Below are 14853 nucleotides of genomic sequence, written 5' to 3'. Positions count from 1 at the left end.
TTTCCCCCTTCATGTGCTGGTGACGCTGGCCTGCAACGCTACTGCGGATTAACGCTCCGGGACCGGCAGTGCCCCAAATTGAGGCGCAAGCTTGAAAGGTGGCGCTGAAAACCAGAACCCCGGCTCCGCCGTTTCCTTAAGGCCCTAGGTGGCCGGCCCACCGCTCCTGCCAGTGGCTGCTTACGACCGAAGTCCTCGGCCCTCCCAGCAAGGCGCCGAGTTCCTTGTCTTCCATGTCTTCGGCGATAGCTTGGACGCTGTCGCCGATCTGCCTGGCGTAGCGGCCCACCTTGGCTGTTCACCTTTTTCGAGCTCGGCGCCAACCTTCTGCAGGGCAGTGGCTATTCGAGTAATTTGGGAGGCGGTGTGACCGGCGTCGGCATGCTACGGCAGAGACGGCTTTGATTGTTCCGTCCTGGACAAGTGTCATTAGATGATGCTGGAGCAGGTCGCGTTGATGGGCAGGCTGTCGAAACTTGCGCAGCTCCATTTACATCAGATAGCGATTTGAATAGTTGATGCGGATGGCAGAATTGGCCTCTTCGACAGCGAGGGCGAAACCGATGAAAAGAGCGCACAAAAATTTGATAGTGGAGTACAAGGGGGGGAACCGTCGGAGTGCTGATAAGCCGACGTCCATCTGGGGAAACCTGGACCTAAAGTCGATTTCAGAAGACGTGGAGAATGAACTACACTCCAATATGCGGCGACCAGCAGCTGAGATTGGGGCGAGAAGCGAGACGCAGCAGGCACCGGCCGTTGAGCGGCAGCACAGCGACTTGCCGCTGCAAGTCAAAGCTGTGGAACAGGGCGCTGAGCCGAGAACCGAACTCGGGATGAGAAGCGACATCTCTCCTGCCATCGCAGAGACGAAGGACGAAAGTGTCCCAAAATCAACTGACGCGCATACAGTCCCCGCTGCCGCAGTTGCGGAGGCGGCGACCAGCAACCTGTCAAAAAGCGCGGAAAAGAAGCGGCCTCGTGCGCAAAAGCCGAAGTCGCCCACGTCTGATCCAGTAACGACTAAATATAAACCCGGAAGTCAGCGGCACGGTCTGAAGTTTCTCTCCTGCCCCCCTTCCTCGCCATTGAGGAAGAGCGGGCCGAGCTGCAGCAGCTCGAAGATGAAAACAGGAGGCTGCGAACGCTTCTTGTCGAAAAACTGCGAGCTGAAAACGCATTTCTTCGCCGCCGCCTTGCCTGATTATCAGGAGTGATTTGTTTATGCTCGACACTCTGGTCCTCAATGCCGCGTTGAAGACCCTCTGCAGAGAGTTCAAGGTCGAGCGCGATCGACAGTGTGTGCTTCGTCTCACAACCTTGCTCATCCAACTGTCGAAGACTGGAATTACCGACACCGGTGAGCTTGTCGCAAACGCGAGACGAGATTTTGCAGCTGGCTTGAACTCGGAGGACCTGGATTAACTAACGAGGAGAGCTCCCCCAGGTTAGCAATCTGGCCTGCCAGCCGTTGATTGATACTCCGCGGCTCGTGACGCGTGCCACTTCCACGAGAGCTAGCCTCATGCCAAGCTCGCTAAAATCGCGACCGCGAACAAAGAGCTCGAGACCGCGGGAGTCATCGAATTTTGAAAAGCATGGGGGCATCCACGTGGAGAGGTCGGGGCCTTTACCGCTTCGCAGCATCGTTCCATCGCTCGTCAAAAACGATTGCCAACGTGCACAGGCTTTCCCCAAGGCTTGCGATCCAGACTGTGCCCATCCATCCGCAGCGCAGACGTGCTCGGACAGTATACTGGCATGCAACCTATCCGATGGCACTGGTACTTCTTTTATTAGCAGGCGCTTGAAATCCCGTCTAATCAATTTGGTACGGCAACGCACAGACAGGTGGCGCTTCAACGCTGGTGCTCCAGATATGGAAGAAGGAGCAGCCGACATCATGGACGACGAAATCCGATTGAAAGTCTCTCTACTGGATGCATTGGCGAACCCGGTTCGCTTCCGTGTTGTGTCTCACCTCATCGGGCACGAAATGAGCATCAGCGAACTAACAGGGAAATGCCGTACGACCCGACGCAATGTTACCTATGCGATCACGCAACTGCATCGAGATGGCTTCGTGTCTCGACGGTTCGAAAAACAGACTGCCCTTTATTCTTGCTGTCACCCCGGCATCATCAGGCTTTTTGATGTCACCAGCGGTATCATCCAGGCTGACCGGAAGGAAATAGACCTGGAGCGAAGACGCTCCCGTAGCTCGAGACATCGATGCGCTGGAGAGGTTGAGCAATAGCGTGAAAAACTTTTTGAAGATAGCCTGCGCATCGAAGCCGGTTCACCACGATGGTCACCGCTTTTCCTTATCGCCTAGTTTCCACTGTCGCGGAACGGTGCGAGCGCTACCCGCACGGGGCTCCATGATCGTTTGCCACGCAATCAATCAGGGTATGGCGCCCCTTCCGCGACAGCTTGGCGGCGGTTAGTCTGCATCAGTTCAGCGGCCCGGGCGCGCTGCCAAACCATCCGAGCGGCACGCCGCGTCCTTTAGAGAAAGATGGATACTCGCACACCCCTCCCTCAGCAAGTTCTTCTCCGACCTCTGCCTCAGCCGCGCTTGCCTGCATTGGAACAATAGGATCTGTCCGATGTTTCGCGAACGGAGGAAATCGAAATGCGCAGAATGACGAAGTTTATTCTCATGGGGCTCTCTGCCATGAGCAGCCCGACGGTGACCCCCGTCATTGCCGCAGCCCAGGATCTCGAACTCCGGGTGCGAACCGGGGGGAGTGGTGTTTACCCTGCCGATGACGAGGGAGATCGCCAGGATTGGTGTCACGTCAGAACATGTGAGCGAGATGAACGCGCTTAGATGCTTGCGGTGAAGAACGTCGCCCGGCAGAGACAGTCAAGAACTCAGAGCAGGACCGCAGGCGAAAAGCTGGTCGTCCGGCAAGCAAGGTCGTCATTGGGATTTCGGTTCCCCCGGCAGCTCTTCTGTGTGCGCCGGTCCAGCCGGAAGGTTTTCCTCGGTATGACTTCTGTCCGGGGCTGGATCGGCGCTGTAGATGCTTGGGATACGTAGATCCCAGCTCCGAGCGCGAGGATAGCCACTATAAAAGAGCCGGCAATCGCTCCAATCGATCTCTTAGGATCCTGCGATATCATTCCGAACGCCAGAGCGAACCCCAAGAGGGCCGCCCCGCCGGAGACGACAAAAAGCCAAATATAGTTCACGGCATCCTCCAATTTTTGCTGCAGATATTGCGGCTCAATGATTGATAAGCGACCAAACTCATGGGGATGGATCGCATGCATCAACTCATGTTTATGATGCTCGTCTAACATCGAGATATGAACATGGTTCCACGACAGCAAGGCTCAGGCAGCTGCATTAACGGCCGGCAAAGGATTCGAACTCGATAAAGTTCACCTTCTCCAATTCGTGGCGGAAGAGACGGGCTGACCATCTGGTGATCAGACAAACATGCACTCGCGCATTATGCTGTCGCCTTATCAACCACCCTCCGTTGCGAGCTGATTATCGTGCTGCGATAATCGCGGCGCGTGGGCCGGAGCGCTGCCTCCTCTATCGCCAACCCCCAAAAAGAGCGCGCTGCGTATTTTGTAACCGCGCCAACTGCTGGAGGGATGGAACTTTTTTCACTCTATTCCATTTCGTGACTGGCCTTACTGCTGCAGGGGGCTTTCTCGTTTGTATTGCTGGTGAGAACGCCGGCGTGACCTTTGGTGAATTGTGCCACAGATAAAGCTGATTTTGATCGCCGGTTGCCTGCATCCGGCAAAGTCCGCGCAGTTGGAGACGCGATTATTGACAAACCGGCGTGGCACAATTCTTTAGAACGGATGCTGAGTGCCCGGGCTTTCTTTGAGTGAGAAGACCAGTCCGCTTGTTCTTACAAAAAAAGCCCCCTTTGCGGGCCGATGAATTCGAAATTCGGTTGCGCACGATGCCGGTTTCGCCGCAGTCTACCGCACCCTGCTCAACCACAATCTGAGATGTTATGACTGATAACGAACAAAGAAGGAATGCTGCACAAACCGCCGGCGACCGCCTTGTCGCCAGGCACGTTCGTGAAGACCCCTTCGCCGCGGCCTTCAAGGCGACCAGGATGCCGATGATCGTTACCGATCCCAATCAGGACGACAATCCGATTATATTTTGCAATGCGGCGTTCGAGAAGTTGACCGGCTACTCTGCTGAAGAAGTCGTCGGCCGGAATTGTCGGTTCTTGCAGGGGCCCAACACCAGTCGTGAGGCCGTCGCTAGGATCCGTGCTTCTGTGGAAGCCGGCTCTGATATCGCCGTCGATATCCTGAACTATAAGAAGGATGGCAGCGAGTTCTGGAACGCTCTTTTCTTGTCTCCCGTCAGGGATGACGACAACCGAATTGTCTACTTCTTCGCATCTCAGCTGGACTTCACCAACGTCAAGAGCCGCGAGGCCGACCTCGCTGCGGCACGCCACAAAGCCGAAGAGGAGGTCGCGAAGAACACTGAACGGCTTCAATCAGCGCTGGGCGCAAAAACCTTACTCGTGCATGAGGTCGATCATCGGGTGAAGAACAACCTGCTTACGATGGCATCAATCGTAAAATTGCAGGCTCGCATAACGAAGAACCAAGACCATCGACAGATCCTCATGTCAGTGCTCAACCGCGTTGAAGCTCTCAGTACGGTCCAGCGCAAACTGTTTACGCTGGACGACGTTTCCCGCTTCGATATCGCGGACGTTGCCCGCGAAATGGTCTCGGATCTGGTCGGTGCTATCAAGCGGCCGGATATTCGCCTGACGCATGAGCTTCATCCAGTTTATGTCCCAGCGGTGAAAGCCACCCCGCTGGCGCTTATCATTAACGAACTTGTTGGGGACGCCGTACGCCGGGGGCTGAGTGATGGCGGCGGCCAGATCCACGTGGTCGTCAAGCGACTGAACGGTCATTTTCTGATCCGCGTAGAGGACACTTCAATTCCAGTGGAAGTAGATATCGAGACCGCTGAAATCGGCCGTATCCTTTTGGAGACCTCTGCAAGGCAAGTTGGGGCAAAGATCGAAAGACGGACCGCGGGTCATCGAACCACTGTTGACGTAACGATGCTCGTGGAATCGCCGCAGGAGAGTGAAAATTGAAAGTACTTATTGTTGAGGACGAAATGCTGTTGGCGATGGAGCTTGAGAACGAGGTGGAGATGGCCGGCCATCAAGTGATCGGTACTGCCGCTACCCGAGACCAGGCACGGGAAGCAATCGCGGCGCAGCGGCCGGAATTCGCCTTCGTGGATATCCATCTACAAGATGGTCCCACAGGCATCGAGGTGGGGCGGGACTTAGCCGCCAAGAACATTCCCTATGTGTTTGTCAGCGGCAACATCAAGAAGATACCGAGAGATTTCGCTGGAGCACTCGGCGCGATTGAGAAGCCGTACACGATCAACGGTATGAAGAACGCGCTCGCCTACATTTCCGGGCTGATTGAAGGATGCGTTGAACTCAACCCTCCGGCGTCTCTCGTCCTGGCTGAGGACGTCGAACTTATTGAGGCAGGCCCGCGGATCTAGGAAAGCGTGATGGCAGAAGCAAAGAACCCTCAGATGGCGTTGGCAGAGATCAAGCCGCGGATTGCCGACCTTGTCGACGAGCTTGTGGCCAAGGGCGCGGACAAGCTCTCGATCATCTACGTGATCGAGAAGGAAGCCGATGCGCTGCGCGACAGACCGCAGTTGGGAGAGCGAGACGTACCGCCCGCCCGGCCGACCAACAAGTGGCAGATCGAGGACGTGTAGGCCTTGCAAGCCGGATCAAAGAACATGCCCGCTATCTTCTCAGAACCCCTGGGCCAGCCCGAACTGGTTTATTCTACTGCGTATCCAGCGAACCTGCTGGCACGTATCAGTGTCGCCGGAAAGTGTTGCGCACCGCCTCTAATTAATCCTCTTGGCGTTACGAAAAGGCGAGAGCGATAAGCATAAGCTAACCGCCCTGCACACTATAGAATTTCGCGGGTTGAATGTCACTCATGCTCTCATGCTTCATCGGTTTTGTTAGTGGGGAATGGAATTTGCTTCAGCAGCTGTCGGGCCCGCTAAAATCACACGGAAAATCGCACCGAGCTGCCAGATCGTTGATAGGCCTACCAGAACGTAGACAACGATGGAAAGGTGCTATCGTGACCACCGACTCCCACCAAGCAGGTGTCCGCGTGACGGCCGCCCGAGGCAAACGCGCGGCCGTCTCCAGGCAGTTGGAGAAAGCGGACGACCCCGTCCCGCGCCATTCAACTGGGTAATTAATTTCCCGGAAATGTCGATTGTGTCGACCGTACAAAACAAAACGGGCTTGGCCTAAATCTGGATTTCGATCCAAGCAAAACGCCATTCGTCTGGTTTTCCCATTGAATGAGTATAGTGCGCCGCGCCAGCCAGATCTTGTCGTTTCCGGAGTTCCTGAACAAGCCAACTGGCAGATGGAATTCCCTTCAGCTGGCATCGATGGATTGCGCTTTCGACTTCACTAATTGTTCCAAGACCAACAGTGGGCACGGCACCAGGCTTCATCAAGGTCCAACTATATTGCCGCATCCTTCCTCCACTGGCATCACAACAGAGCCTTAATGATGGCACACAGCGCGTGTTTGATTGTCGACTTCTCACTGGCCTGGCAAGGGCCAAACAGACGTCACCTTAATGCGGAACTCAAGTTGAGGTTCCGCAAGCAAACGTTCGAAGATGGCACCGATCGCCGGTGAAATAGTGTTAAGCCGGAATGAGGACGGTATTGTCTCGAGCTGCGCTAACGCCACAGTCTGAGGCAAGACCGGCTCGCCGCGACGCTTAATCGCTGAGGGCCTCAGACCAGTCTTCGGCCGGGTCGCATTTTTGCCTTGGAAACGCGCGCGGGTAACTCTGGCATCTTTATTGAACGCCGCCCGCGTGTCTCCTGGATCGACACGCCCCCCAAGTCGCGCGGTGGGGGCGCTGACAGAAAAAACAGTAGATATCTCATCAACTGGCTCTCGAACTTTCGTGAGAGCACTGGGATGCGGCTAAGAGCGGTGCCAAAAGCTTAGAGCTCGGCGATTTCCGCTGCGAGTTCTCGTCGCTCGATGTCGGCGATTTCAAGGCTTATACGACCAGTGAGGACCAACGTTTGCAGGCACAGCTCGAAGATACTCCGAAATCCTTCTCCTTCAGGGTTCAATTTGCCCGGCGACAATGTGAACTCTCCGCTAGTCATTGAGGCAAGACTACATTGCATGACCATCATTGCAGCGAGATCGTCCGGCGTCCAGCCGAGTTCGAGGCAATAGCGCCTAGCAATCATAGGATTGTGCTCCGTGCTCCATTTCGCTGTATCAATGCTGCGACGTAAAGCGCTGGCGGCACTGTCGCCCTCAATGGGACACCACTCAAAAAACGCATTCAGGGAATCCAATAGCTGCTGTGCAGGATCGGGGGCGGCGAAAAGCGACATGTGACTATTCCGTGTACCGTTGTCGACCGCAAGTCTGGCGTGCGGAGCGAACCGAAGTGTATGTGCCGAAGGTTGAGCCATCCTGCTGCCCAGTCCTGAGGAGAACAGACTTCCAAGTTCTTCACAACAACCTCATTGAGCTGCGCCGTGCGCGAGGACGACGCGAAGGGTGTGTGATCAACAAAGGGTGCGGGAGCTTGGTCATGTCAAGATAGCTCGGGCCGGGATGCCTCGGGAAGACCGAGCCAAAGATACATCCATCGCGCCGCCGGGTATCAAAAGATCCGCCGGTTGCCTCATACCGTCCGTCCCGAGAGCTGGCGGGCTATGCATCGGCATTCATCTGCACCACGCGGCAGTCAATCAGTTTATCTGATTTACTCGCAGCGACGCTTCTTCTCCCACTCGAGGTATCGCACTTTCAGCTGCCCTCAAAACGCGAAAGCATATTCCTTAATTGGCCGTTCTGGGTCTCGAGCTTTTGAGCGAGCGCTGCCCTCAGTTGCTTGATGTCATCGTCCAAGCCGTAGACCGCGTCCAAATAGCCATCCTGCTCCGAGATCTGCATATGGGTCGCCGGTAGCACTTTTGCCCCTGATTCTTTGTCCTTTAAAGTGATGCGGGGTCCCTTTCGAGCCTTTTTGGTCGCACGGATATCGTAGGTCGGCCGCTTAGACTCGTGCGGGTTGGAGATTTCGCTAGCCGGAGCAGTTGCCGGAAATTCTTTCGCTTCGGCCTCCGCTACAGCCACCTCTTCCGCAGCCGGGCTGCCGACGGGTTTTACTGCATGATCGTCGGGACTGGTCATGACGGGGACAGGATTGGCGTCAGGATTTGGCGGGGCTGTCGTACCGTTTACCTGAGCAACCGCTATAACATCGAAATCCTCTTCCATAGAGCTGGCCTTGGAGCCGATGGTCAAAACTGTCGAAACGACGTTCGCCTTTGATACGTCCTTTTTGGACCTGAATCTTGAGATGATGTTCCACGGCGACATCGAGGTTCCCTCTCGCTTGACACGCCTAATGTACGCGGCGCAGAAACCGGATCAGGTACCGATCCGGCGAACGATTCTCTAGAATCCAGTTTACCCGATGGCGGACAAGGAGCAAACCGTCCGCCATCGCGCGATGATTACTTTAGGCCAAGACGCTTACGCAGATCGGAGTTCTCAGTGCGAAGCTTCTCGGCGAGCGACTTGCGTAGGCGCTGGTTTTCCTCTTCAAGCTTAAGAAGATCTACCAAATCGTCCGCCAGCGGAGATGCAGTCGCGGACGTGGAAGCGCGATTTGGACCGCGCTTGCCTGCTGCGGATGGCGACGATGTGCGCTTAGCTCGGGTCGTAGGGGTGCTGACGACTTCAGGTACTGCAGGAGCCTCGGCACGCTTCGGGCGACCGCCGCGATTTTTCTTCGCCGGCTCCGCGATCGTTGGGGCGGCTTTCGCCTCCACCTTTTTAACGCGCGGTGCGCGCTTCTTTTTTACCGGGGCTTCCGGTGACACTACCGCGTCTGCTGGTGCGGAGCTGGGATTGCTTTCGTCGGCCATTGGCGTTCTCCCCTGTTTGGCAATTTCGTTGTCATGTGTAGATGATCGGATGTCAATATCGCATGTGTTGTTGAGTGCCTTACGCTCCGATCTTAATTGAGCTTTACGGGACTTGGGCAGGTTACGGACTGAGATCCCCGACATTTCACTCTGTGGCTACTGCACCAGCAACGCGCGCTCACCGTCGCTAACACGATCCGAGCTGCGAACATATTCGGAAACACCTTCAGTCAAAAGGACTAGGAGGCACGCTGTGACCGTAGATATCAAAGTGGGGAAGCAGCGCCGCGGCAGGAATGACAGCGCAGGAAATCGCGGTCGTTTCCGCAACGGCGAACATTACCGGCTTCTAATGCGCAGTTGCCAAAGGGCGCTCAAAGCATGGCGAGGTTTACAGTAGTGCCCTTTGGATGGCCTTAGAGATCGTGGCGCCTGCACGAGCTTGTTAAGAACGGGCACCAAGCCGGTCAAAAAAGCGCTCACTGAATGATGCAGCGTCCCAAGTATCACCTAGCGCCATCGAAACCGCAATTTCCAAAGCGCCTTTTCCTGTGTCGCTATGGATGTCGTAGCCTTGAAGTCGGCACCACGCGCAAACAGTATTCATGACCACGTCGATCTTGGCATCATCCAGGGAAAGGAGAGTGACGATTGACATAACGCTGCCTAGCGGCTGGAATTGAGCAAGCTCAAGATTGGGCTGCAAGCCGCAGTTAGGCAGTAGGACTCAAGAGAAACGGGGCAAAGGGCTTCAAGGGAAAGGAAGGTGCGTCGTCTCTCAGCTGTGCGCAAGACGCACCGGGGCACCACTGGCCGTCAGACGCTCTACAGGCGACAAATGAAATGGACGCTGTAGCAGCCTGGTGGCCCGAATATTAGGGCATTGCCTTGAAGCGTTCGATTGCGCACACGGCTGTTAGGGCGGCAACTGGTCAAACCCACGTGGCGCGAGCCATCAGCACACTGGCTTTCAGAAGAGCGGTGGCAAGAATAAATCGCCATGTTCGAACTCTGGCAATTTCGCTCGGTGGCTGCGCCCGTGGAGGTGGAAGCTCAGACGGCCAGCAATTACGTGTCGGCCCCGACGAACCTCAGCACAGGTCGCCCGGCAATAGTTTCTTCGGGAATGAGCTTTAGACGCTCCAGATCCGACACGACGCGAGATGAAGACGATGGTCGCCTCCCAGCCATGCGCTTCCGAGCTTTCGCTGCATCCGAAACTGCCTGATCGATGACATAGCGCTACGCTAAGCGCTCGTCAGTGGAACACGGCGGGTCTGGTCATGCGAACGGTTCATCTAAGTCCTCGCCTTTCAGGCCGCGATACGCCTTGCCGCCTTGTCGGCAAGCTTCCGGTTGTCGCCATGTTCATCGAGGATTATTTTGGCGTCCTCCAAAGATATCCGATGCTTCTTGGCGAGCGTGACTGCATCGTAAGGTTTCTCCGACGCAGATTTGACATTGGCGTTAGCCATGGACGTTCTCCAGTCTGTGGGGTGTTGCAGTGCCGCTGCGACTTCGTTCGAAGACGAAGATGCCTGATCCCAGATAAGTACTCGAAGCCATCATTTCCAGAGCCTGCGTGTTGACTAACAACGGGCTGCAATGGGTAGCGAAGCGGCACAGAGTCCATGACCGGCTAGCCTTTATCGGTCCGCTTTCACCCTTAGTTCTTTCTGCACGGACTTCCTCAGCGCATCCATGATGTCAACGACGTTGCTGGACTTCTGATCGTTGTCTTTTTTGCTCTCGGTCCCGGATCCGTGTGGGGGTTTCGTAGCCTTCTTTTGTCGGCAATGAGCTTCAGCTTCGGCCTGCGCAGGCTTGTAGGTACCGTCAAAATAGTCACCTTCGGCCCGGACTTCGTCACCGAACCGCAGTGTCCAGACGATAATGCCATCTCCACGGGCTTCAAGGATTACGGCTCGCTCTCGACGACCGAGCACCACGCGCGAAACGCCCACAACGTCTCGTGCCTTCATAGCCTCGCGAATGACGGCAAATGCCTCATCACCAATTTTCTCGTTTGCGGTTAAATAGTAGGGCGTGTCGAGATAGATTCATTCGATCTTGTCCCTAGACACGAATGTCTCGATATCAATTGTTCGAACGGTCTCCAGCTCGACAGCTTGCAAATCGTCGTCGGTCAGAATGATGTAGTCTTCCTCGCCACGCTCGTATGCTCTCGCCTCATCTGCGTCCTTGACCCGCTTGCCGGTAACGCTGTCGACAAATTGGGACACGACGCGGTTCCCGGTTCCTTGATTGATTGTGTGGATCGCACCTTCCCGCTCTCGGAGGTCGCTGGCACCATCGCTACGGGGCAAGTCACGAGCGACAGTTTTAGATAGCCCCTCCAGTATGGACGACGTGGTGCCATGATCAGCTCTCCTTCTTCCGAGTGGATTTGCCTTCGGATTTAGCCGAGCTTGCTGCGGGCTTCCTTTTGCCAGAATTGGCATTTGCAGCCTTGGGCTTGCCGCCACTATCTTTTTGCATTCCAAGGCTCTCTCTCAATGCCTTCAGGAGATCGTTGGGTCTGGAGACTTTCAAGGGTCTCGACTTGGGAAGAGATCTTCCCTCGGCACCGGCCGTCAATCCGCAGATGGCGATCGGGCGGTCTGAAACCTGCCTGCCGTCGAGAAGTTCTAATGCCAGAGACGGGAAAGTTCCTTGCCTTCAGAAGGCGCTTCCGCGTCGCCAGGTGTTGGTGGCAGCCGCGGTCGCGGAGGCGCGGTTGTGAGCGTCAATCCATGTCGCGGAACAAAATGTCTCCGCTGATGTTAAGTGCCTGCTTCCGGCGTTTGGAAGCTCATATCAATCTCATCGAAGGGGAAGTCTCCATGGAAGACGCAGGCATTGGCTGGATCGCGGCAATCATCATCGGCGGCATTGCCGGATGGCTCGCAGAGATGTTCATGAAGAGCAACATGGGCGTCATCATGAACATCATTCTGGGTATCGTCGGAGCTATTGTCGCCAACTTCATTCTCTCGCTTTTCGGCGTCGTCCTCGGCGGCTGGCTGGGCTACCTGATCGCTGGCTTTATCGGTGCCTGTATTTTGATCGCTCTGGCGCGAATGGTCAGGCGGACCGCTTGATCGGCCTCACGCAGATTTTCACTGAGGTTCCAGACTGTACCTGACTACGATCATCGAACCGAACGAGGGCGCTTCCCATTGTTGGTCAAGCGCCCTCTTGCGCGAGCTCGAGTGCGAGCAAAGAGCTTCCATGGCAACCTCATCCGAGGCTGATCGCGGCGCATCGAAGACCGGGTTGCATGCGCGACCGGTGCTCGTTAAAGCCCTTTTTTGCTGAGACGGCGCCAGGAGGCCCGCGCGGCGTCCTTCCAGGACCGCGCGGCAGCAGCGATTACTCGCTTCGCCGGGTCCATGATCTTCGTCTACCCCCACGCGGTCCTGTTCGGCGGGTGGACCCTGATCAATGTACAGGTGTTTCCGCTTCTTCCCGCTTTTGACCCTTCTCTGGTCATTCTGGCAATGGTGGCGTCGGTGGAGGCGATCTTCATCTCGACCTTTGTCATGATCAGCCAGAATCGCATGGCAGAGGCAGACGACAAAAGGGCGGACCTCAATTTGCAAATTTCGCTGCTTGCCGAACATGAGACGACACAGCTTCTGACAATGGTCGCCGCGATCGCCGACAAGCTTGGCCTCGACCTAGAGGAAGCACGAGATCGAAGAGCTCCAGCAAGACGTCACGCCCGATGAGGTTTTCGACACAATGGAAAAGATCACAGAAGGTTCATCCTCAGACCTTTAAGTCACGGCCGACAAGCAGGAGCACTGACCCCCCTTAGCTTGCGATGGCAGGAACCGGCTTTTGCGGACGATCACTTGACGACGATCTCAGGCAATTTTGCATCAGACTGGTCCAGAAAAGGTGTCGCAAGATGAAAGTTGACCGCTGTCGAACCCTCGCTTGAACCATTTTACACGTTGAGCGGAGGTGCCGTGGTTGAAGCTGTCCGGCACGACATAGCCCTGCGTGCGCTTTTGCAGTGTGTCGTCACCGATCTGCTGTGCGGCGTTCAAAGCCTCTTCTGTGTCGCCTGCATCGAGGATGCCTTTCTGCTGTGTGTATTTCCCCCAGATACCCGCAAAGCAGTCCGCCTGAAGCTCGACGCGGATCGACATCTTGTTCGCATCGCTTTCGCTCATCTGTTCTCGGGCTTGGTTGAACTTCGGGAGAATGCCGAGCTGGTTCTGTACATGGTGCCCAATCTCGTGAGCCACCACGTATGCTTCAGCGAAATCACCGATGGCGCCGAAGCGATTGCTGAGTTCCTCGAAGAAGGCGGTATCAAGATAGACTTTCCGGTCTTCAGGGCAGTAAAACGGCCCGGTCGCAGCCGACGCCGCGCCGCAGGCGGATTCCGTCTGATCTCGGAAGAGTACAAGCTTCGGATCCTCATACGAAAGGCCTTGTGACTGAAAAATGCCCTGCCAGGTATCTTCAGTCTCTGCAAGGACTGTCTTCATAAATGCTGTCATCTGGTCGCTGGCAGGGGTCTGCCCCGCCCCCGCGTTCTGACGCTCGCTTTGCTCGTATCCCGATCCGTCAGAGTTGGCTTCCCCCAGCACCTGAAGAAGGTCGACGCCCATTGCTTTGAAAACCAAGTAGATCACGACGAGAAAAATGATCGTGCCGATGCTCAGCCCGCCACCGCGGCGTCCGATCGGCAAGGTGAACCCGCCGCCCCGACCGAATGCACTATCGTTGAGCCCGCCGCTTTCGCCTTGGCGATCCTCGACGTTTTGAGACTGACGTCTGCCTTGCCATTCCATCTCTCAGTTCCTTTGAATTGGGACGGTCCGTTACTAACGCTGCTGTCAAGGTTGCGTAAAAAGGAAAAGGCCGCCTCACGAGGCGGCCTTCTCGGCGAAACTGCCCAAATTAAGCAGCTTTGGAACCTTTGCCCTTAGGATTGGCCTGCGCCTCGGCGAGGTGCGTCAACTTCTGATCAGTTGCTTCCTCCTCCTGAAGATTAGCCTCCAGCAGGGCAACGGCGTCCTTTAGGCCAAGCTGCTTGGCCCATGCGATCAAGGTGCCATAGCGTGCGATCTCATAGTGTTCAACAGCCTGAGCCGACGAAATGAGACCAGCGTCGAGAGCAGGCGATCCCTTGAATTCTTCCATGATCTCTTCGCCCTCGGAAATAATGCCCTGGATGGCTTCGCAGGTCTTGCCGCGCGCGGGCTTGCCAAGGATCTCGAACACCTGCTCCAGGCGGTCGATCTGGCCCTGTGTTTCATCACGATGCTGAAGGAAGCCAGCCTTGCCTTCCTCGGATTGCGCAGCGCGCGCCATCTTCGGCAGAGCTTTCAGGATCTGTTTTTCCGCGAAATAGATATCCTTGAGGGTGTCGAGAAAGAGATCGTCGAGTGTCTTGGTCGAATTCGTTGCCATAATATCCTCCTTGTCGGCCAGCTTTCTGGCGCGTGCTGCTCCGCCCGTGGCGGCGCCGCCGGTTGCAGAGATCGAAAAAACAATGCGTGTTCGAAGCATTTGTTCCGTAACTTTGACGGCCGCATCCCACGCATCTTTTCAGCGCTTGAGCTCAAGATGTCGCCCGTCGCGCCCCGCCATGACGATGAAAAACGGTATGTCTTTCCCCCATCCGCCGCCGTTGCAACCAGAGCCGCGCATTCAGCTTCTTAACGTTCTTGACCGTACGGACAGTCCCGTCGTGGAACTTCGATCCGTGCTTCTAGTTGTAAGTCCGCTCGCAGTCCTGGAGACCTGAATGCTTCCATCGATAAACTTATCCGCCAAGGCCGCTGGCATACGGAGCTTGGTGCCGTCTTGGGCGATGTCAGGTTCGCCACCC

The 14853-nt window shown here is 55.9% G+C and carries 13 protein-coding genes and 2 pseudogenes; 7 read left to right on the top strand and 8 right to left on the bottom strand.

All coding sequences use genetic code 11. The features are described 5' to 3' along the window. Positions 1-563 precede the first annotated feature (563 nt). The 5 genes from F2982_RS29810 (at position 564) to F2982_RS29790 (ending at position 5767) form a co-directional block, all read left to right on the top strand. Positions 564-1217, top strand: a complete 654-nt coding sequence (locus F2982_RS29810; protein WP_203431232.1) for a hypothetical protein — start codon at positions 564-566, stop codon at positions 1215-1217. A 686-nt stretch (positions 1218-1903) separates the two neighbouring features. Beyond that, on the top strand, positions 1904-2257 hold the full coding sequence (locus tag F2982_RS29805) for a helix-turn-helix domain-containing protein (RefSeq protein WP_203431231.1): 354 nt from the start codon (positions 1904-1906) through the stop codon (positions 2255-2257). Between the two features lie 1729 nt (positions 2258-3986). After that, the gene (locus F2982_RS29800; RefSeq protein ID WP_203431230.1) at positions 3987-5114 is read left to right on the top strand and encodes a PAS domain-containing protein; all 1128 of its coding nucleotides are present in this window, start codon (positions 3987-3989) and stop codon (positions 5112-5114) included. Continuing rightward, entirely contained in the window at positions 5111-5542 is a 432-nt protein-coding gene (locus F2982_RS29795) for a response regulator (RefSeq protein WP_112715815.1), read from the top strand. Before F2982_RS29800 ends, F2982_RS29795 begins: the two co-directional genes overlap by 4 nt. A gap of 9 nt (positions 5543-5551) precedes the next feature. After that, entirely contained in the window at positions 5552-5767 is a 216-nt protein-coding gene (locus F2982_RS29790; protein WP_203431229.1) for a hypothetical protein, read from the top strand. A gap of 1279 nt (positions 5768-7046) precedes the next feature. On the opposite strand, the gene F2982_RS29785 is transcribed toward F2982_RS29790, so the two are convergent. From F2982_RS29785 to F2982_RS29760, 6 genes and pseudogenes are all read right to left on the bottom strand, one after another. After that, positions 7047-7454, bottom strand: a complete 408-nt coding sequence (locus F2982_RS29785) for a hypothetical protein (RefSeq protein ID WP_203431228.1) — start codon at positions 7452-7454, stop codon at positions 7047-7049. Positions 7455-7875: 421 nt separating this feature from the next. Beyond that, positions 7876-8451, bottom strand: a complete 576-nt coding sequence (locus F2982_RS29780) for a hypothetical protein (protein ID WP_203431227.1) — start codon at positions 8449-8451, stop codon at positions 7876-7878. A 137-nt stretch (positions 8452-8588) separates the two neighbouring features. After that, positions 8589-9002, bottom strand: coding sequence for a hypothetical protein (locus F2982_RS29775; RefSeq protein ID WP_203431226.1), 414 nt, complete (start codon positions 9000-9002; stop codon positions 8589-8591). Positions 9003-9447: 445 nt separating this feature from the next. After that, complete coding sequence (locus tag F2982_RS29770) at positions 9448-9660, bottom strand: hypothetical protein (protein WP_203431225.1); 213 nt, start codon at positions 9658-9660, stop codon at positions 9448-9450. Positions 9661-10315: 655 nt separating this feature from the next. Beyond that, the gene (locus F2982_RS29765) at positions 10316-10477 is read right to left on the bottom strand and encodes a hypothetical protein (protein ID WP_203431224.1); all 162 of its coding nucleotides are present in this window, start codon (positions 10475-10477) and stop codon (positions 10316-10318) included. Between the two features lie 171 nt (positions 10478-10648). Continuing rightward, a pseudogene (locus tag F2982_RS29760) lies at positions 10649-11382 on the bottom strand (Ku protein). 463 nt (positions 11383-11845) lie between these two features. Between F2982_RS29760 and F2982_RS29755 the strand changes: the two are divergent. Together F2982_RS29755 and F2982_RS29750 are read left to right on the top strand one after the other, a co-directional pair. Further along, positions 11846-12103 carry a GlsB/YeaQ/YmgE family stress response membrane protein gene (locus tag F2982_RS29755; protein ID WP_203431223.1) on the top strand — a complete coding sequence of 86 codons (258 nt, stop codon included), beginning with the start codon at positions 11846-11848 and terminating at the stop codon, positions 12101-12103. Between the two features lie 210 nt (positions 12104-12313). Then, positions 12314-12785 (top strand): annotated as a pseudogene (locus F2982_RS29750) (DUF1003 domain-containing protein). Between the two features lie 101 nt (positions 12786-12886). On the opposite strand, the gene F2982_RS29745 reads toward F2982_RS29750, so the two are convergent. Then, a complete protein-coding gene (locus F2982_RS29745) occupies positions 12887-13810 on the bottom strand; it encodes a neutral zinc metallopeptidase (protein ID WP_203431222.1) in 924 nt (307 codons plus the stop codon). 109 nt (positions 13811-13919) lie between these two features. After that, on the bottom strand, positions 13920-14432 hold the full coding sequence (locus F2982_RS29740) for a ferritin-like domain-containing protein (RefSeq protein ID WP_203431630.1): 513 nt from the start codon (positions 14430-14432) through the stop codon (positions 13920-13922). Positions 14433-14853: the final 421 nt, after the last annotated feature.

The sequence above is a fragment of the Rhizobium sp. BG4 genome, assembly GCF_016864575.1.
GTDB lineage: Bacteria > Pseudomonadota > Alphaproteobacteria > Rhizobiales > Rhizobiaceae > Rhizobium.
Note: the sequence above shows the minus strand (reverse complement) of the source record. Positions and strands in the feature narration are given on the sequence as shown.